This window comes from Burkholderia sp. SCN-KJ, from assembly GCF_024656005.1.
Classification (GTDB): domain Bacteria; phylum Pseudomonadota; class Gammaproteobacteria; order Burkholderiales; family Burkholderiaceae; genus Burkholderia.
In genome coordinates this window covers 50368-67700 of the sequence record NZ_JANKOG010000025.1, presented here as the reverse complement: position 1 = coordinate 67700, position 17333 = coordinate 50368, and the positions used below count along the sequence as shown (strand labels likewise).

Here is a 17333-nt window from a genome sequence, read left to right as displayed (position 1 = left end):
CAGAAATCAGAAAGACGAAGGAGGAAGGTTCGCCATGGGACGTCGATATTTCGGCACGGACGGCATTCGCGGCACGGTGGGCGAGGCGCCCATCACGCCTGATTTCGTGTTGCGTCTCGGCTATGCAGCCGGCAAGGTACTGGCCGGTGCGGCCGACGTCGCGGCCGGTGCACGGCCGACGGTACTGATCGGCAAGGACACGCGCGTGTCGGGCTACATGCTCGAGGCCGCGCTCGAGGCCGGCTTCTCGGCGGCCGGCGTCGACGTGATGCTGGCCGGCCCGATGCCGACGCCGGGCGTCGCGTATCTCACGCGCGCGCTGCGCCTGTCGGCCGGCGTCGTGATCAGCGCATCGCACAACCCGTACCAGGACAACGGGATCAAGTTCTTCTCCGCCGACGGCAACAAGCTGCCCGACGAAACCGAAGCCGAGATCGAGGCATGGCTCGACAAGCCGCTCGAATGCGCATCGTCGGACCGGCTCGGCAAGGCGCGCCGCCTCGACGATGCGGCCGGCCGCTACATCGAGTTCTGCAAGAGCACGTTCCCGGCCGCCTACGATCTGCGCGGGCTGAAGCTCGTGATCGACTGCGCGCACGGCGCCGCGTACCAGATCGCGCCGCACGTGTTCCACGAGCTCGGCGCGGACGTGATCCCGGTCGGCGTCGCGCCGAACGGCTTCAACATCAACGATGGGGTCGGCGCGACGGCGCCCGACGCGCTGATGCGCGCGGTGCGGGCGAACCATGCGGACCTCGGCATCGCGCTCGACGGCGATGCGGACCGCCTGCAGGTCGTCGATTCGACCGGCCGGCTGTACAACGGCGACGAGCTGCTCTACGTGCTTGTGAAGGACCGCATCGCGACCGCCGGCAAGGTCGACGGCGCGGTCGGCACGCTGATGACGAACCTCGCGGTCGAAGTCGCGCTGCAGCGTGAGGGCGTCGAGTTCGTGCGCGCGGCGGTCGGCGACCGCTACGTGCTCGAACAGTTGCGCGAGCGCGGCTGGCAGCTCGGCGCGGAAGGCTCGGGCCACATCCTGTCGCTCGACCGCCATTCGACCGGCGACGGCATCGTGTCGGCGCTGCTCGTGCTGGCCGCGCTCAAGCGCAGCGGCCGCACGCTTGCGCAGATGCTCGACGGCGTCACGCTGTTCCCGCAGAAGCTGATCAACGTGCGGATGAAGCCGGGTGCCGACTGGAAGGGCAACGCATCGATTCGCGCGGCGATCGACGCGGCCGAAGGCGCGCTGGCCGGTCACGGCCGCGTGCTGATCCGCGCGTCGGGCACCGAGCCCGTGCTGCGCGTGATGGTCGAGGCACGGCATGCGGCCGACGCGACGCGTCACGCGGAAGCGATCGCCGACGCGGTGCGCGCGGCGACGGCCTGAACCGGCTCGGCGACGGCGCGCGACGGTCCGGCCGTATGCGCGCCGCCGCTCCGGTGATTCGACATGCGGCGCCTGCGGGCGCCGCAATTCGTCAGACGCAAAGGTTTGCGCTATTAAATAGAAGGCGCTTTCGACGCGGATTTCGTCTGATCAAACACACACTCCGACCCTGAATCGCGACAGCCGCGGCAAGGGGCTTTCCGACCGGCGTGCGCTGCGATACGATCCGCTCGCACCCCGCATCGGCGGGTACCAATCTACCTCTTCCCGACCGGCAATTCTTGCCGCCAACCCCGCCGCGCCGCGCTTGTGCGGCTGCCCGAACCGGGCCCGCTACACCCTTTCAACCAGTCATGTTACTGTCACGCCAGTTTCATCGATTGTCACATTATCGTCATGAGGAGCCCCTAACCTTCGCGGTGCCGTAGTCATCCGCTCACACACTGGAGGTCTCATGAAATTGATGCAAACCGCGATTGCCGGCCTGGCTGGCGCGCTTTTCGCAGTCGCCGCGCAAGCTGCCGACATCACGGGCGCAGGCAGCACGTTCGCGATGCCGATCTATACGAAATGGGCTGCGGACTACCAGCAGTCCGGCGGCGCGAAGGTGAACTACCAGGGTATCGGCTCGTCGGGCGGCCTGAAGCAGATCGTCGCGAAGACGGTCGATTTTGCCGGTTCGGACGCGCCGCTGAAGGATGAAGAGCTCGCGAAGGAAGGCCTGTTCCAGTTCCCGACGGTGGTCGGCGGCGTGGTGCCGGTGATCAACGTGCCGGGCGTGAAGGCCGGCGAACTGACGCTGTCGGGCCCGGTGCTCGGCGACATCTATCTCGGCAAGATCAAGAAGTGGAACGACCCGGCGATCGCCGCGCTGAACCCGAAGGTCAAGCTGCCGGATACGGACATCGCGGTCGTTCGCCGCGCTGACGGCTCGGGCACGAGCTTCATCTGGACGAACTACCTGTCGAAGGTCAACGACGAATGGAAGTCGAAGATCGGCGAAGGCACGACGGTCAACTGGCCGACGGGTACGGGCGGCAAGGGCAACGACGGCGTCGCGGCGTTCGTGCAGCGCCTGCCGGGCGCGATCGGCTACGTCGAGTGGGCGTACGCGAAGAAGAACAACATGATCTACACGGCCCTGAAGAACTCGACGGGCACGGTGGTCGAGCCGAAGACCGAAACGTTCAAGGCCGCTGCCGCGGGCGCGAACTGGTCGAAGTCGTTCTACCAGATCCTGACGAACCAGCCGGGCAAGGAAGCATGGCCGGTCGTCGGCGCGACGTTCGTGCTGCTGCACGCGAAGCAGGACAAGCCGGAGCAGGGCGCCGAAACGCTGAAGTTCTTCAGCTGGGCGTTCAAGAACGGCGAGAAGGCCGCCGACAGCCTCGACTACATCTCGCTGCCGGCATCGGTCGAGACGGAAATCCGCAAGCAGTGGAAGACGAAGGTGACGGACGCATCGGGCAAGCCGGTCGCCGCAGAGTAAGCCATCCAGCGGTTCGCTGCCCGGTCGTGCCGGCCGGGCAGTGTGTGCGGTAAGGCCGGGCGTTACGGCGCCCGGCAATCGAGAACAGGCGCCCATGTCTGATATTTCCTACACGTCCTCCCGGCCCGATGCCGCGCAGCAACGCGCGCCGAGCCGTCTCGGAGACGTTCTGTTCGGCGGCCTCGCCCGGCTCGCCGCGATCGTGACCCTGCTGCTGCTGGGCGGGATCATCGTTTCCCTCATCATTGCGTCGCTGCCGACCATCCAGAAGTTCGGCCTCGGCTTCCTGTGGCAATCCGAGTGGGATCCGAACTCGGATGTCTACGGCGCAGTCGTGCCGATCTACGGCACGATCGTGACGTCGTTGATTGCACTCGTCATCGCGGTGCCGGTCAGCTTCGGCATCGCGCTGTTCCTCACCGAACTGTCGCCCGTGTGGCTGCGCCGCCCGCTCGGCATCGCGATCGAGCTGCTCGCCGCGATTCCGTCGATCGTGTACGGCATGTGGGGCCTGCTTGTGTTCGCGCCGATCTTCGCCGAATACTTCCAGAAACCGATCGGCCGTCTGTTCAAGGACGTGTGGGTGCTCGGTCCGCTGACGGCCGGCGCGCCGATCGGCATCGGCATTCTCGCGGCCGGCGTGATCCTCGCGATCATGATCATCCCGTACATCGCATCGGTGATGCGCGACGTGTTCGAAGTCACGCCCGTGCTGCTGAAGGAATCGGCGTACGGGATCGGCTGCACGACGTGGGAAGTGATGTGGAAGGTGGTGCTGCCCTATACGAAGACCGGCGTGATCGGCGGCGTGATGCTCGGCCTTGGCCGCGCGCTCGGCGAAACGATGGCCGTGACCTTCGTGATCGGCAACACGAACCTGCTCGACAGCGTGTCGCTGTTCGCGCCGGGCAACAGCATCACGTCGGCGCTCGCGAACGAATTCGCGGAAGCGCAACCGGGCCTGCATACGTCCGCCCTGATGGAGCTGGGCCTGATCCTGTTCGTGATCACGTTCATCGTGCTGTCCATCTCCAAACTGCTGCTGCTTCGTCTCGAGAAGGGAGAGGGCAAGAAATGAGCGAGCCCATCATGAATTTCCCGGGGCCGAACGGCGCCGCGCTCGACGCGATGCGCAACCGCCTGCAGCGCAAGCGCAAGGTGACCAACGCGATCGCGCTGACCGCGTCGCTCGCCGCGATGGCATTCGGCCTGCTGTGGCTCGTGTGGATTCTCTACACGACGGTGCATCTCGGCGTCGGCGGCCTGTCGCTGCAACTGTTCACCGAATCGACGCCGGCACCGAACACCGAAGGCGGCGGCCTGGCGAACGCGATCGTCGGCAGCCTGCTGCTGTGCGGTTTCGGCACGCTGGTCGGCACGCCGATCGGCATCCTCGCGGGCGTCTATCTCGCCGAATACGGCCAGAAGAACCTGCTGGCGAGCACGATCCGCTTCATCAACGACATCCTGCTGTCGGCACCGTCGATCGTGATCGGCCTGTTCGTGTACGCGATCGTCGTCGCGAAGTCGGGGCGCTTCTCGGGCTGGGCCGGCGTGATCGCGCTCGCGCTGCTGCAGATCCCGATCGTGATCCGCACGACCGAGAACATGCTGAAGCTCGTGCCGAACGCGCTGCGCGAAGCAGCCGTCGCGCTCGGCACGCCGAAGTGGCGCATGGTGCTGAAGATCACGCTGCGCGCGTCGGTCGGCGGGATCGTGACGGGCGTGCTGCTCGCGGTCGCGCGGATCGCCGGCGAAACGGCGCCGCTGCTGTTCACGGCCCTGTCGAACCAGTTCTTCTCGGTCGACATGAGCCAGCCGATGGCCAACCTGCCCGTCACGATCTACAAGTTCGCGATGAGCCCGTTCGCCGAATGGCAGTCGCTCGCATGGGCGGGCGTGTTCCTGATCACGCTCGGGGTGCTCGGACTCAACATCCTGGCGCGCTCGATCTTCTCGAAAAAGTAACGGCGGAGCAATCCGATGAATATGGCAGAAAGCCACCTGAATCCCGTCGAGCGCACCGCTGCGCCCGCCGGCACGCACGATGCGGCGCATGGCCGTCCGCTGGCGCCGCTGAACGCGAAGATCGAGGTCAACAACCTCAACTTCTTCTACAACAAGTTCCACGCGCTGAAGAACATCAACCTGCGCATTCCCGAAGGGAAGGTGACGGCGTTCATCGGCCCGTCGGGCTGCGGCAAGTCGACGCTGTTGCGCACGTTCAACAAGATGTTCGCGCTCTATCCGGAGCAGCGCGCCGAAGGCGAAATCCTGATGGACGGCGAGAACCTGCTGACCACCAAGCGCGACATCTCGCTGCTGCGTGCGCGGATCGGCATGGTGTTCCAGAAGCCGACCCCGTTCCCGATGTCGATCTACGACAACATCGCGTTCGGCGTGAAGATGTTCGAAAAGCTCACGCGCTCGGAGATGGACGATCGCGTCGAGTGGGCGCTGACGAAGGCCGCGCTGTGGAACGAAGTGAAGGACAAGCTGAGCCAGAGCGGCTACGGTCTGTCGGGCGGCCAGCAGCAGCGTCTGTGCATCGCGCGCGGCATCGCGATCCGTCCGGAAGTGCTGCTGCTCGACGAGCCGTGCTCGGCGCTCGACCCGATCTCGACGGGCCGCATCGAGGAATTGATCGCGGAGCTGAAGAGCGACTACACGGTCGTGATCGTCACGCACAACATGCAGCAGGCCGCGCGCTGCTCGGACTTCACGGCCTACATGTACCTGGGCGAGCTGATCGAATTCGGCGAAACCGAAAAGATCTTCATCAAGCCGGTGCGCAAGGAAACGGAAGACTACATCACCGGCCGTTTCGGCTGATGACGGAGAATCACAACCATGTCGGATAAACATCTGTCGAGCCAGTTCGACGCGGACCTGAATGCCGTGTCGTCGAAAGTGCTGGAAATGGGCGGGCTCGTCGAGTCGCAGATCGTCGGCGCGATGCATGCGCTGAACGAATTCGACCGCGATGCGGCCGAGAAGGTGATCGCGGCCGAGGAAACGCTGAACGCGATGGAAGTCGACATCGACCAGGAGTGCGGCAACATCATCGCGCGGAGGCAGCCGGCCGCGCGCGACCTGCGTCTTCTGATGTCGATTTCGAAAACGATTACGAACCTCGAGCGCGCCGGCGACGAGGCCGAGAAGATCGCGAAGCGCGTGCGCCGCCTGGTCGACGAACCGGCCGCGCGTGCGGTGAACATCGCCGAGATCAAGGTGTCGGGCGAGATGGCCGTAACGATCCTGCGCCGCGCGCTCGACGCGTTCGCGCGCCTCGATACGGTGGCGGCCGCGCAGATCGTCAAGGACGACAAGGAAATCGACCTCGAATTCCGCGCGTTCGTGCGCAAGCTCGTGTCGTACATGCAGGAAGATCCGCGCACGATCTCGGTCGGTCTCGAGTATCTGTTCATCGCGAAGGCGATCGAACGGATCGGCGACCACGCGAAGAACATCGCCGAATTCATCATCTACATCGTGAAGGGCACCGACGTGCGGCACCAGCCGCGCGACACGCTCGATCGCGAAGCCAACAGTTAATCGACTCCGTATAGGAAGAACAGAGGTGCCGATGCCCAGCAACATTCTCGTCGTCGAAGATGAGCCAGCGATTTCCGAACTGATCTCGGTGAATCTCCAGCATGCCGGTCACTGCCCGATCCGCGCGTACAACGCGGAGCAGGCGCAGAACCTGATCAGCGACGTGCTGCCCGATCTCGTGCTGCTCGACTGGATGCTGCCGGGCAAGTCCGGCATCGCGTTCGCGCGCGACCTGCGCAACAACGAACGGACCAAGCACATCCCGATCATCATGCTGACCGCGCGCGGCGACGAGCAGGACAAGGTGCTCGGCCTCGAGATCGGCGCGGACGACTACGTGACGAAGCCGTTTTCGCCGAAGGAGCTGATGGCGCGCATCAAGGCCGTGCTGCGCCGCCGCGCGCCGCAGCTGACCGAGGACGTCGTGTCGATCAACGGGCTGCGCCTCGATCCGGCCACGCATCGGGTCGCCGCGCACGGCGACGGCAGCGAGATCAAGCTCGATCTCGGCCCGACCGAATTCCGCCTGCTGCATTTCTTCATGACGCATCCGGAGCGCGTGCATAGCCGCACGCAACTGCTCGACCAGGTCTGGGGCGATCATGTGTTCGTCGAGGAACGCACCGTCGACGTCCATATCAAACGATTGCGCGCGGCCTTGAAACCGGCCGGCTGCGATGCGATGATCGAGACCGTGCGCGGCAGCGGCTACCGGCTCGCCAAGCACGCGTAACGTATCCGGGCATGCCGTGTGCCGCGGCATGCCGTTCATTCTTTCGGACGCTGAATCATGAACATCATCTGGGCGCGCTTTCTGGTGTCGCTCGTGCTGCTCGTGCTGATCAGCGTATTGGTCGGCGTATTCGCCGGCCCGACCGCGGCCCTCGGGTTCGCGGCCGTGATGCTGGTCGCGCAGGGCTTCTTCAGCACCTTCCATACGCAACGCCTGTGGCGTCTGCTCGATGCGCCCGTCTATGGCGAGGTGCCGAGCGCACCGGGCATCTGGGGCGAAATCTACTACCGGCTGCACAAGCTCGCGAAGCAGTGGCATGCGCAGGTGCGCCAGGTCGAGCAGCAGCATTCGCGCTTCATCCAGGCGATCCAGGCGTCGCCGAACGGCGTCGCGATGCTCGACGACCATGACCAGATCGAGTGGTGCAACGCGATCGCCGAGGTGCACTTCGGCCTCGATGCGAAGCGCGACCTGCGCCAGCACATCACGAACCTGGTTCGTCATCCGGAGTTCGTCCGTTACCTGAACGCGCAGCATTACGACGAGACGCTCGTGATGCGCGGGATGGGCGACTCGCGGCAGAACGTGCTGGAAGTGCAGGTGTTCCCGTACGGCGAGAACCGCAAGCTGCTGCTCACGCAGGACATCACGGAGCTCGAGCGGACCGACGCGATGCGGCGCGACTTCGTCGCGAACGTGTCGCACGAACTGAAGACGCCGCTCACCGTGCTGTCGGGCTTCCTCGAGACGATGCGCGAACTGCCGCTGAACGAGGAAGATCGCGCGCGCTATCTCGAGATGATGGAGCAGCAGGCGTCGCGGATGCGGCACATCGTCACCGACCTGCTGGTGCTCGCGAAGCTCGAGGGCGAAAGCAAGCCGCCGATGGATCACGCGATCGACATGCGTGCCGTGTTCGATCATCTGAAGGAGGATGCGCAGACGCTGTCGAACGGGCATCACGAGATCGCGTTCGCGATCGACGAGACGCTCGGCGTCACAGGCGCGCAGACCGAAGTGTTCAGCGCGTTCGCGAATCTCGTGACCAACGCGATTCGCTATACGCCGGACGGCGGCAAGATTTTCGTGTCGTGGCGGCGCGAGGGCGCGCAGGGCGTGTTCTCCGTCACCGACAGCGGCTTCGGCATTCCGGCCGCCGACCTGCCGCGGCTGACCGAACGCTTCTACCGCGTCGACCGCAGCCGCTCGCGCGATACGGGCGGCACGGGGCTCGGTCTCGCGATCGTCAAGCACGTGCTGCAGCGGCACGACTCGCACTTGTACGTGCAGAGCGAGGAAGGGCGCGGCAGCACGTTCACCGCGCGCTTCCCGGGCTCGCGGATCATCGCGATCCGGCCGGCGGCGTTCGAGGCGTGAGCGCGTCACGCGAAGCGGCGCCTCACGTCGGCACCCCGGCGGAATGAAAAAAGCACAGCCCTCGGGCTGTGCTTTTTCGTTTGGTGCGCGGCACGCGAAACCGTGCGCCGTGTGCCTACGAACAGAACTTCGCGAGCAGCCCGAGCTGTGCGTTGCGGATCGTCTTGCCCGCGCGCCGCCGGCGGTAGTGGCCGTCGCTGAGCATCTGCCAGGCCGACTGGTTGTCGCCGAGGCAGACCGACAGCCCTTCGGCGATCACGCGGCGCTTCAGCTTGCGCTCGCGGATCGGGAACGCGACTTCGACGCGGCGGAACAGGTTGCGGTCCATCCAGTCGGCGCTCGACAGATACACGTCCTCGGCGCCGCCCGCGTGGAAATAGTAGATGCGGTGGTGTTCGAGGAAGCGCCCGACGATCGAGCGCACGGTGATGTTGTCCGACAGCCCCGGCACGCCGGGCTTCAGCGCGCACACGCCGCGCACGATCAGGTCGACCTTCACGCCGGCCTGCGACGCTTCGTACAGCGCGGCGATCACCGACGGCTCCAGCAGCGCGTTCATCTTCGCGACCACGCGCGCGCGCTTGCCGGCGCGTGCATTGTCGATCTCCGCGCGGATCGATTCGATGATGCGCGGATGCAGCGTGAACGGCGACTGCCACAGCTCGTGCAGCGTGAGTTCGCCGCCGATCCCGGTCAGCTGCTGGAACACGTGGTGGACGTCCTCACAGATCTTCTGGTCGGCCGTCATCAGCCCGAAGTCGGTGTAGAGGCGGGCGGTGCGCGGATGATAGTTGCCGGTGCCGAGGTGCACGTAGCGGCGCAGCGACGCGTTGCCGTTCTGCACGACGCGCCGCACGATCAGCATCATCTTCGCGTGGCATTTGTGGCCGACCACGCCGTACACGACGTGCGCGCCGACGGCTTCGAGCTGCGACGCCCAGTTGATGTTGGTTTCCTCGTCGAAGCGCGCGAGCAGCTCGACGACGACGGTCACTTCCTTGCCGTTGCGCGCGGCTTCCATCAGTGCGTCCATCAGCGGCGAATCGGTGCCGGTGCGGTAGATCGTCTGCTTGATCGCGACGACGCTCGGGTCCTTCGCGGCCTGCTGCAGCAGTTCGAGCACCGGCTGGAAGCTTTCGTACGGGTGGTGCAGCAGGATGTCGCCGTCGTCGATCGCGTCGAACATCGTCGGCGCGTTCGCGATCGCGGGCGGGATCGATGCGGTGAACGGCGCGAACTTCAGGTCGGGTCGATCGACGAGATCGGGGATCTGCATCAGCCGCACGAGGTTCACGGAGCCGGACACGCGGTAGCAGTCCTTCTCGCCGAGCAGGCTTTCCTCGAGCAGGCGTCGCACGATATGCGCGGGCGTATCGGCCGACACTTCGAGCCGTACCGCATTGCCGAGGTGGCGCGCGGGCAGTTCGCCCTGCAGCGCGACGCGCAGGTTGGTGATTTCGTCCTCGTCGACGAACAGCTCGCTGTTGCGCGTGATGCGGAACTGGTTGCAGCTCTTCACGACCAGTTGCGGGAACAGTTCGCCGACGAAGCGCTGCATGAACGAGCTGAGCAGCACGAAGCCGTGCTCGAAGCCCGACAGCGCCTGCGGCATGCGCACGACGCGCGGCAGCGCGCGCGGCGCCTGCACGATGCCCATCACCGCCTGGCGGCCGAACGCGTCGCGGCCTTCGAGCTCGACGACGAAGTTCAGGCTCTTGTTCAGCACGCGCGGGAACGGATGCGCGGGATCGAGGCCGATCGGCGTCAGCACCGGCAGCAGTTCGTCGAGGAAGTAGCGGCGCGCCCATTCGAGCTGCTCGTCGTTCCACGAGTCGCTCGCGTGGAAGTAGATGCCTTCCTGTTCGAGCGCGGGGAGCACGGTTTCGTGCAGCATCGTGTACTGGCGGTGCACGAGCCGCTGCGCGCGCTCGACGACGAGATCGTAGGCGTGCTGCAGCGACATGCCGTCGGGCGTCAGGGCGCCCGGGTTGTCGCGGATCTGTTCCTGGAGGCCGGCCATCCGGACCTCGAAGAACTCGTCGAGGTTGCTGCTGGTGATGCAGATGAAGCGCAGTCGCTCGAGCAACGGAATGTGCGGGTCGGCTGCCTGGGCCAGCACGCGCTCGTTGAAGCCGAGGATGCCGAGTTCACGATTGAGAAGCGGATAGCGGACGGACATCGGCAGAGTAGGGGGTGATTCGGGCGATGATTCGAAAGGACGCTCGGAAACTCTCACGGTACGATGACGTGCTGATGACAATAATGTATTTATATCGGGAAATTCTACGCTTGAACCGATTCGTCTCATAAATGTTTCGGCCATATACTTTCTACCCGAGTACATGCCCGTGAAGCGTGGCAATGGCAAGCGTTCCACGCTTAAAATATCGCCTTTGATTGATCGTCCAGCGAGGCCGGAGCGGCTGCCGCGGGCGAACGCGCACGGAGCCCCCTTCTGATGGTTACATCCCCCCACTTGCTGGCTGCCGTGGATCTCGGCTCGAACAGCTTCCGGCTGATCGTCGGGCGCGTCGAGGAAACGCCGGCGGGCAGCCAGATCTATCCCGTCGATGCGCTGCGCGAGCCGGTTCGACTGGCCGCGGGGCTGTCGAGCGACAAGATGCTCGATCGTGCGTCGCAGGAACGTGGCTGGGAGGCGCTCAAGCGGTTCGGCGAGCGCCTGCGCGATTTCCATCCCGATCATGTGCGCGCGGTGGCGACCAACACGCTACGCGTCGCGAAGAACGCGGGCGAATTCCTCGGCGAAGCCGAAGCGGCGCTCGGTTTTCCGATCGAAGTGATCGCGGGCCGCGAAGAGGCGCGCCTGATCTATGCAGGTGCCGCGCATTCGGTGCCGGCGAGCGCGGGCAAGCGGCTCGTCGTCGACATCGGCGGCGGCTCGACCGAATTCATCATCGGCTCGCACTACACGCCGCTCGTGATGGAGAGCCTCTACATCGGCTGTGTGAGCCATAGCCGGGCGTTCTTCCCGGCCGGCAACGTCGACGAATACACGATGCGGCAGGCCGAACTCGCGGCCAAGCGCGAGATCCAGATCATTTCCAGCGAGTACAAGAAGGCCGGATGGGACCAGGCGATCGGTTCGTCGGGCACCGCGCGCGCGCTCGCGGAACTCGTCGAGGCGAACGGCTTCAACGACGCCGGCATCACGCACGGCATTTCGCGCGGCGGGCTCGAACGCCTGAAGCGCGCGCTGATCAAGGCCGAGAACGTGAACCGGCTGAAGCTGATCGCGCTGAAGCCCGATCGCGTGCCGGTGCTTGCCGGCGGCCTCGCGATCATGCTCGCGGTATTCGAGGAACTGGGTGTCGACTACGTCGACACCACCGACGGCGCGCTGCGTCTCGGCGTGCTGTACGACCTGCTCGGCCGGGCCCAGCACGAGGACATGCGTGCGGTGACCGTCGAGGGTTTCACGCGCCGCTACGGCGTCGATCGCGCGCAGGCCGAGCGGATCGCCGCGCTGGCGGTGCGGTTCTACGACGAGCTCGAGGCGTCCGACGACGAAGAAGCGCGCGAGGAAGGCCGGATGTTCCTCGGCTGGGCCGCCGCGCTGCACGAGATCGGCCTGTCGATTTCGCACAGCTCGTATCACAAGCATTCCGCGTATATCGCCAGCAACGCCGACATGCCGGGCTTCTCGCGCACTGACCAGGCGCGCCTTGCCGCGCTCGTGCTCGGGCATGCGGGCAAGCTCGGCAAACTGTCGCAGGCGCGCGACGTCGAATGGCCGCTGCTGTTTTGCCTGCGGCTCGCCGCGCTGCTGTGCCGGCGCCGGACCGATGCCGGGCTGCCGGACATTTCCGTGTCGCAGATGAAGAAGGGCGGGTATGAAGTGCGCCTGCCGAGCGCCTGGGTCGAGCAGAACCCGTTGACCGACTACAGCCTCAGCCAGGAAGCGGCCGAGTGGGAGAAGGTCGGGATTCCGTATCGCGTGGTTTATACGGGCGCGTAACGAGACGCTACCGAGGGCGCGGCGCGCTCGCGCCGCTTGCCTCGCGGTGTGCTCAGTCGGAGCACACGATCGCGGTCAGGAACGGGAACGCCTGCTTGACGGTTGCGTCGCTGCCGGCATTGCGAACGGCCTGTTCGACTGCACTCTTCGTGCCGCGTACCACGACGCCGTACGCCCATTTGCCGATCGGCGTGCCGTCGCCCGGCTGGAAGATCGGATCGTTCGCCTGGTAGCCGAGCACGACGTAGACGCCGAAGCCGTAGGCGGTCAGCGGATGGTTCGTGCGGAACGCGTTCACCGAATTCGCTTCGACGTGCATCGGCTCCGACTGGATGTCGCCCGCCGCGAGCAGCGGTGCGACGAACTTGTGGCCGTTCGAATGGCAGTCGAGCGCGTCGTCGAGCGACTTGGCCGACGCGGCGCCGGACGCGCCGAGGGTGCCGAACGTGCCGATTGCGAGCAGCGCGCCGAGCAGGGCGGTCTTGAAAACGTGGTTTTTCATGCGCGGTTGCGGGTTGGGTCGCGGACATTATCGCGTGTTCCCGCAAGATTCGTGCGCGGGCTCTGCATGGGGCGGCAGCGGTTGAGAAGGCGCACGGCGGAGCAAACGAAAAAGGGCTGCAAGCGCGATGGCTTGCAACCCTTATCGTGTATCGTGGTCGGAGCGAAAGGATTCGAACCTTCGACCCTCTGATCCCAAATCAGATGCGCTACCAGGCTGCGCTACGCTCCGACGAGCCAAAGATTCTATCGTCTAATGGGTGGCCGGGTCAATCACGTTTTGCATACGGCGCACATCATCACGAACCGCTCGCGATTGGCGACAATTCGAAGTGTGATCGTCCGGCCCGCGGGTGGTCGGCCGAACCATTCGTCGAAGCATGGAGAGAGACATCATGATGAACCTGATCCTGTGGCGCCACGCCGAAGCAGAAGACTACGCGGCAAACGACCTCGCACGCCAGTTGACGGCCCGCGGGCGCAAGGAAGCGCAGGCCATGGCCAAATGGCTGCGCGGCCGGCTCGAGTCGAACAGCGTGATCCTCGCGAGCCCGGCGGCGCGCACCGTGCAGACGGTCGAGGCGCTGACCGACCAGTACCGGACCGTTGATGCGCTCGCGCCGGATGGCAGCGTCGACGACGTGCTGGCCGCCGCCGGCTGGCCCGACGGCATCGCGCCGACGGTCGTGATCGTCGGCCACCAGCCGACGCTCGGCAGCGTTGCGGCGCAATTGATCGCCGGCAGCGACGACAGCTGGAGCATCAAGAAGGGTGGCATCGTGTGGCTCGCGAGCCGCACGCGCGACGGCAACCGTCAGGCCGTGCTGCGCGCGGTATTGACGCCGGAGCTGGCCTGAAGGGGGTTTGCGGACTTTGATCATACGGTTTCGGAAGCTTTCTGCTAAAGTCAATTCGGCGACACGTCATTGAAAGGACACGGTCGTGCCACAGAACGGTAACGACCGGTTACTACATTGGCTGGCATGTCGTCCTATTCCTTACGACCAGGAAAGCCTAATGCGAGAACTGCCGACGCCTACGCTCCCTTTTGCCTCGCTTCCCCTCGACACGACGCGGCGTCACCTGCCGCGCGCTGCTGAAACCGTCACATCCGAGTACCGTCTGCGTGCCGCGTGGGCGCGCACGGAAGACGAACTGCGCGAGGCCCAACGCCTGCGCTACACCGTGTTCGCCGAAGAGATGGGCGCGCAGGTCAGCGGTCCGTCCGGTCTCGACGTCGATCCGTTCGACGCCTACTGCGACCACCTGCTGGTGCGCGATCTCGACACGCTGAAGGTGGTCGGTACGTACCGCGTGCTGCCGCCGCACGAGGCCGCGCGGGTCGGCCGCCTGTATGCCGAGGGCGAATTCGACCTGTCGCGCCTCACGCACCTGCGCGGCAAGATGGTCGAGGTCGGCCGCTCGTGCGTGCACAGCGACTACCGCAGCGGCGCCGTCATCATGGCGCTGTGGGGCGGTCTCGGCGCATACATGATGCAAAACGGCTACGAGACGATGCTCGGCTGCGCGAGCGTGTCGATGGCCGACGGCGGCCATTATGCGGCGAACCTGTATCAGTCGCTGCCGGCGAATTCGCTGACGGCGCCGGAATACCGCGCGTTCCCGCACACGGCGCTGCCGGTCGACGAACTGCAGACGGGCACCGTCGTCGCGCCGCCGCCGCTGATCAAGGGCTATCTGCGTCTCGGCGCGAAGATTTGCGGCGCGCCGGCGTGGGATCCCGATTTCAACTGCGCGGATTTCCTGACGCTGTTCCGGCTGTCGGACATCAACGCCCGCTACGCCCGGCACTTCCTGGGCTGAGCCATCCCGATCGCGGCGCGCTGCTCCAGGCGCGCGCAAGCGCACGCCGTCGCGCGGCAGGTTGTCGCGCGACGGCGTTCGACCATTCCGAGGATGTTGTCTTATCCGACCCTGTTAATTCGAGCGATATGCGCCGACCACCGTGCGGGTGGGCGCACGTTCGGAGCGGGCCCCGCGCACGGCGGCCCGGACGACACGGCGGGCTTGCCTAGTGCTTGCGCCGCCAGTCGAGCAGATGGTGTTCGGCCATCCAGTGATGGATCATCCCTTCGCCGCCATGGTTGCGCTTGTATTCGCGCGACTCGAAATAGGACAGGGCGACGAGCACCATCAGGCCGATGAACAGGCCGATCAGGCCGGCAATCTCTTCAGACGACATGGCTGCCTCCTTTCAACGGCACAGCGCCATGGATTCATATTAGGACACGCGCGGGACGATCCCTAACCCGGAATTCCGCTAGACTCGGCGCGGTCCTGGCGCGCGATGGGCGCGCCGTCTTACGGAGCCTTCCCGATGACCCGTTTCATGCTGGCCGTGCTGGCCGCGTCCATTCTTGCCGGCTGTGCCAGCGATCCCCGCCAGGCCCGTCGCGGCCACCCGCCGCAAGATCCGGCCGATTACCACGGTGTGCCGACCGACATGACGCCGCCGTCGATGCTCGGCGAGCCGGCGCCGTCGGCACCCGCAGCCGTGCAGTGACGATAGCGGCAGGCCTTCGCGGCCGTCAGGTGCCGGCCGCGGCTGCATCGGCGCCGATCCGCCGCGTCAGCGCCGGCAGGTAGCGCGCGAGCGTCGCGCCGCGCGCGACCATGAACAGCAGCAGCGCGAACCACAGCCCGTGATTGCCGAACGGGCCGACGGCCGCCAGCGTCGCGGCGATGAAGATCGCGAACGACGCGACCATCGCACGCATCAGCGATTGCGTCTGCGTCGCGCCGATGAACACGCCGTCGAGCAGGAATCCCCACACGGACACGATCGGCGAGACCGCCGCCCAGGGCAGGTAGCGCAGCGCGACCGCGCGGATCTCGGCCTGGTCGGTCAGCCGCGCGACGATCCAGCCGCCCGCGACCCAGTAGACGAGCGCGAACAGCAGCGCGCCGAGCGCGGACCACAGCAGCGTGACGCGCACGGCCTGCCGGAAGGCGGCGCGGTCGCGCGCGCCGGCGGCGGCGCCGACGAGCGCCTCGGCCGCATGCGCGAAACCGTCGAGTCCGTAGGCCATGAAGGTCTGGAAATTCAGTAGCAGTGCGTTGGCCGCGAGCGTCGCGTCGCCCTGTCTGGCGCCGAGATGCGCGAACCAGCCGAACGCGCCGAGCAGGCACAGCGTGCGCAGGAAGATGTCGCGATTGAGCGCGATCAGCCGCTTGAGTGCCGTACGGTCCGCGAGCGCCCGCGCGGCCAGTGGCGCGAGGCCGCGCGGCCGCAGCCGCCACAGCATCCAGGCGCCGAGCGCGAAGCCGCATGCGTCGGCGGTCGCGGTCGCCGCACCGATTCCGGCGATGCCCCAGCCGAAGCCGTACACGTAGAGCAGCACGGCCCCGATATTCACCGCGTTGATGAAGACCTGCGCGACGAGCGCAAGCCGCACGCGTTGCACGCCGAGCAGGTAGCCGAGCACGACGTAGTTGGCGAGCGCGAACGGCGCGCTCCAGATCCGTGCGTGGCCATAGGCCAGCGCCGTTGCGCGCACGGCCTCGCTGCCGCCCAGCGCGCTCAGCGCGAACGACAGCAGCGGCACCTGCAGCGCGAGCACAGCGGTGCCGAGCGCGAACGCGACGATCAGCGCGCGCAGCACGTTCAGCCGGATGCCGGCGGCGTCGCCGGCGCCGTGCGCCTGCGCGACGAGGCCGGTCGTGCCCATGCGCAGGAAGCCGAAGCCCCAGAACACGAAATTGAAGAACAGCCCGCCGAGTGCGACGCCGCCGAGATACTGCGCGCCGTCGAGGTGGCCGGCGACGGCCGTGTCGACCGCGCCGAGGATCGGCTGGGTCAGGTTCGCGAGGACGATCGGGAAGGCGAGCGCGAGGACGCGCCGGTGCGAGACGGTGGCCGACCCGGCGCCGGCCCCGTGCGGTAATGCGGATTCGGACATGGCGAACGCGTCAGGCGCGTTCCTGCACGCAGACCCACGGCGACACGACGACCGCCCACAGCTCCGGATTGCGCGCCGCGAAGTCGGCGGCGGTTTCCGCCGGCATGCGTGCGACGAGGCCGGACGACAGCCAGCGCGTGACCTGTTGCGCGTCGTCGCCGGCGATCGCTTCCGCGACGCTCACGAGATCGAGATCGCGCGCGACCGACAGCAGCTTGCCCTGTGCGAAGAAGCGCTCGAGATCGCACCAGTCGATCTTGGCGGTTTCGCCGAGGAGTTTGGCGTAAAGCGGGCTGTGCGACGCGCCCGCGGCGGATTCGTGTTGGTGGGAGGACATCGGTTGTGTGCTGGAAAGACTGCGTGGCGCCACTATAAACCATCCGGGCGCGCGG

At 66.2% G+C, this 17333-nt stretch carries 17 protein-coding genes and 1 tRNA gene; 12 read left to right on the top strand and 6 right to left on the bottom strand.

Annotation, left to right across the window (positions count from 1 at the left end):
- Window positions 1–34: 34 nt before the first annotated feature.
- The 8 genes from glmM (at window position 35) to phoR (ending at window position 8544) form a co-directional block, all read left to right on the top strand.
- Entirely contained in the window at window positions 35–1390 is a 1356-nt protein-coding gene (gene glmM / locus NQV17_RS30860) for a phosphoglucosamine mutase (RefSeq protein WP_257775176.1), read from the top strand.
- Window positions 1391–1844: 454 nt separating this feature from the next.
- Window positions 1845–2879, top strand: a complete 1035-nt coding sequence (pstS, locus tag NQV17_RS30855; RefSeq protein ID WP_124523546.1) for a phosphate ABC transporter substrate-binding protein PstS — start codon at window positions 1845–1847, stop codon at window positions 2877–2879.
- Between the two features lie 94 nt (window positions 2880–2973).
- Window positions 2974–3957 (top strand): phosphate ABC transporter permease PstC, encoded by a 984-nt coding sequence (pstC, locus tag NQV17_RS30850; RefSeq protein WP_257775175.1) that lies wholly within the window; start codon window positions 2974–2976, stop codon window positions 3955–3957.
- On the top strand, window positions 3954–4847 hold the full coding sequence (gene pstA / locus NQV17_RS30845) for a phosphate ABC transporter permease PstA (protein WP_044844889.1): 894 nt from the start codon (window positions 3954–3956) through the stop codon (window positions 4845–4847). Before pstC ends, pstA begins: the two co-directional genes overlap by 4 nt.
- A gap of 15 nt (window positions 4848–4862) precedes the next feature.
- The gene (gene pstB, locus NQV17_RS30840; protein WP_257775174.1) at window positions 4863–5711 is read left to right on the top strand and encodes a phosphate ABC transporter ATP-binding protein PstB; all 849 of its coding nucleotides are present in this window, start codon (window positions 4863–4865) and stop codon (window positions 5709–5711) included.
- An 18-nt stretch (window positions 5712–5729) separates the two neighbouring features.
- The gene (gene phoU / locus NQV17_RS30835; RefSeq protein WP_257775173.1) at window positions 5730–6434 is read left to right on the top strand and encodes a phosphate signaling complex protein PhoU; all 705 of its coding nucleotides are present in this window, start codon (window positions 5730–5732) and stop codon (window positions 6432–6434) included.
- A 31-nt stretch (window positions 6435–6465) separates the two neighbouring features.
- Window positions 6466–7167: a phosphate regulon transcriptional regulator PhoB gene (phoB, locus tag NQV17_RS30830; RefSeq protein WP_006750313.1), complete on the top strand. Its 702-nt coding sequence runs from the start codon at window positions 6466–6468 to the stop codon at window positions 7165–7167.
- Window positions 7168–7224: 57 nt separating this feature from the next.
- Window positions 7225–8544, top strand: coding sequence for a phosphate regulon sensor histidine kinase PhoR (gene phoR, locus NQV17_RS30825; RefSeq protein ID WP_257775172.1), 1320 nt, complete (start codon window positions 7225–7227; stop codon window positions 8542–8544).
- A 115-nt stretch (window positions 8545–8659) separates the two neighbouring features.
- Here phoR and ppk1 read toward each other — a convergent pair whose 3' ends face one another.
- Window positions 8660–10723 carry a polyphosphate kinase 1 gene (gene ppk1 / locus NQV17_RS30820; protein WP_124892416.1) on the bottom strand — a complete coding sequence of 688 codons (2064 nt, stop codon included), beginning with the start codon at window positions 10721–10723 and terminating at the stop codon, window positions 8660–8662.
- Window positions 10724–11002: 279 nt separating this feature from the next.
- Between ppk1 and ppx the strand changes: the two genes are divergently transcribed.
- Window positions 11003–12520, top strand: coding sequence for an exopolyphosphatase (ppx, locus tag NQV17_RS30815; protein WP_044844885.1), 1518 nt, complete (start codon window positions 11003–11005; stop codon window positions 12518–12520).
- Window positions 12521–12572: 52 nt separating this feature from the next.
- Here ppx and NQV17_RS30810 read toward each other — a convergent pair whose 3' ends face one another.
- Window positions 12573–13022 (bottom strand): hypothetical protein, encoded by a 450-nt coding sequence (locus tag NQV17_RS30810; protein ID WP_257775171.1) that lies wholly within the window; start codon window positions 13020–13022, stop codon window positions 12573–12575.
- 154 nt (window positions 13023–13176) lie between these two features.
- Window positions 13177–13253, bottom strand: a tRNA-Pro gene (locus NQV17_RS30805).
- 163 nt (window positions 13254–13416) lie between these two features.
- On the opposite strand from NQV17_RS30805, the gene sixA reads away from it, so the two are divergent.
- Entirely contained in the window at window positions 13417–13878 is a 462-nt protein-coding gene (sixA, locus tag NQV17_RS30800) for a phosphohistidine phosphatase SixA (RefSeq protein WP_257775170.1), read from the top strand.
- Window positions 13879–14038: 160 nt separating this feature from the next.
- Entirely contained in the window at window positions 14039–14845 is an 807-nt protein-coding gene (locus tag NQV17_RS30795; protein WP_257775169.1) for a GNAT family N-acetyltransferase, read from the top strand.
- A gap of 208 nt (window positions 14846–15053) precedes the next feature.
- Here the strand turns inward: NQV17_RS30795 and NQV17_RS30790 are convergent, their stop codons facing one another.
- Window positions 15054–15224: a hypothetical protein gene (locus NQV17_RS30790; protein WP_014897413.1), complete on the bottom strand. Its 171-nt coding sequence runs from the start codon at window positions 15222–15224 to the stop codon at window positions 15054–15056.
- Between the two features lie 135 nt (window positions 15225–15359).
- Here NQV17_RS30790 and NQV17_RS30785 point away from each other — a divergent pair, with 135 nt between their 5' ends.
- Window positions 15360–15545 carry a hypothetical protein gene (locus tag NQV17_RS30785; protein WP_124487592.1) on the top strand — a complete coding sequence of 62 codons (186 nt, stop codon included), beginning with the start codon at window positions 15360–15362 and terminating at the stop codon, window positions 15543–15545.
- A gap of 25 nt (window positions 15546–15570) precedes the next feature.
- Here the strand turns inward: NQV17_RS30785 and NQV17_RS30780 are convergent, their stop codons facing one another.
- Complete coding sequence (locus tag NQV17_RS30780; protein WP_257775168.1) at window positions 15571–16941, bottom strand: MATE family efflux transporter; 1371 nt, start codon at window positions 16939–16941, stop codon at window positions 15571–15573.
- Window positions 16942–16951: 10 nt separating this feature from the next.
- A complete protein-coding gene (locus tag NQV17_RS30775) occupies window positions 16952–17278 on the bottom strand; it encodes a DUF2288 domain-containing protein (protein ID WP_012363583.1) in 327 nt (108 codons plus the stop codon).
- Between the last annotated feature and the right edge of the window lie 55 nt (window positions 17279–17333).

What these genes read in the sequence shown, in the direction of transcription:
- glmM (WP_257775176.1), top strand. Translation starts at nt 35, where the DNA reads ATGGGACGTCGATATTTCGGCACGGACGGCATTCGCGGCACGGTGGGC.
- pstS (WP_124523546.1), top strand. Translation starts at nt 1,845, where the DNA reads ATGAAATTGATGCAAACCGCGATTGCCGGCCTGGCTGGCGCGCTTTTC.
- pstC (WP_257775175.1), top strand. Translation starts at nt 2,974, where the DNA reads ATGTCTGATATTTCCTACACGTCCTCCCGGCCCGATGCCGCGCAGCAA.
- pstA (WP_044844889.1), top strand. Translation starts at nt 3,954, where the DNA reads ATGAGCGAGCCCATCATGAATTTCCCGGGGCCGAACGGCGCCGCGCTC.
- pstB (WP_257775174.1), top strand. Translation starts at nt 4,863, where the DNA reads ATGAATATGGCAGAAAGCCACCTGAATCCCGTCGAGCGCACCGCTGCG.
- phoU (WP_257775173.1), top strand. Translation starts at nt 5,730, where the DNA reads ATGTCGGATAAACATCTGTCGAGCCAGTTCGACGCGGACCTGAATGCC.
- phoB (WP_006750313.1), top strand. Translation starts at nt 6,466, where the DNA reads ATGCCCAGCAACATTCTCGTCGTCGAAGATGAGCCAGCGATTTCCGAA.
- phoR (WP_257775172.1), top strand. Translation starts at nt 7,225, where the DNA reads ATGAACATCATCTGGGCGCGCTTTCTGGTGTCGCTCGTGCTGCTCGTG.
- ppk1 (WP_124892416.1), bottom strand. Translation starts at nt 10,723, where the DNA reads ATGTCCGTCCGCTATCCGCTTCTCAATCGTGAACTCGGCATCCTCGGC.
- ppx (WP_044844885.1), top strand. Translation starts at nt 11,003, where the DNA reads ATGGTTACATCCCCCCACTTGCTGGCTGCCGTGGATCTCGGCTCGAAC.
- NQV17_RS30810 (WP_257775171.1), bottom strand. Translation starts at nt 13,022, where the DNA reads ATGAAAAACCACGTTTTCAAGACCGCCCTGCTCGGCGCGCTGCTCGCA.
- sixA (WP_257775170.1), top strand. Translation starts at nt 13,417, where the DNA reads ATGATGAACCTGATCCTGTGGCGCCACGCCGAAGCAGAAGACTACGCG.
- NQV17_RS30795 (WP_257775169.1), top strand. Translation starts at nt 14,039, where the DNA reads ATGCGAGAACTGCCGACGCCTACGCTCCCTTTTGCCTCGCTTCCCCTC.
- NQV17_RS30790 (WP_014897413.1), bottom strand. Translation starts at nt 15,224, where the DNA reads ATGTCGTCTGAAGAGATTGCCGGCCTGATCGGCCTGTTCATCGGCCTG.
- NQV17_RS30785 (WP_124487592.1), top strand. Translation starts at nt 15,360, where the DNA reads ATGACCCGTTTCATGCTGGCCGTGCTGGCCGCGTCCATTCTTGCCGGC.
- NQV17_RS30780 (WP_257775168.1), bottom strand. Translation starts at nt 16,941, where the DNA reads ATGTCCGAATCCGCATTACCGCACGGGGCCGGCGCCGGGTCGGCCACC.
- NQV17_RS30775 (WP_012363583.1), bottom strand. Translation starts at nt 17,278, where the DNA reads ATGTCCTCCCACCAACACGAATCCGCCGCGGGCGCGTCGCACAGCCCG.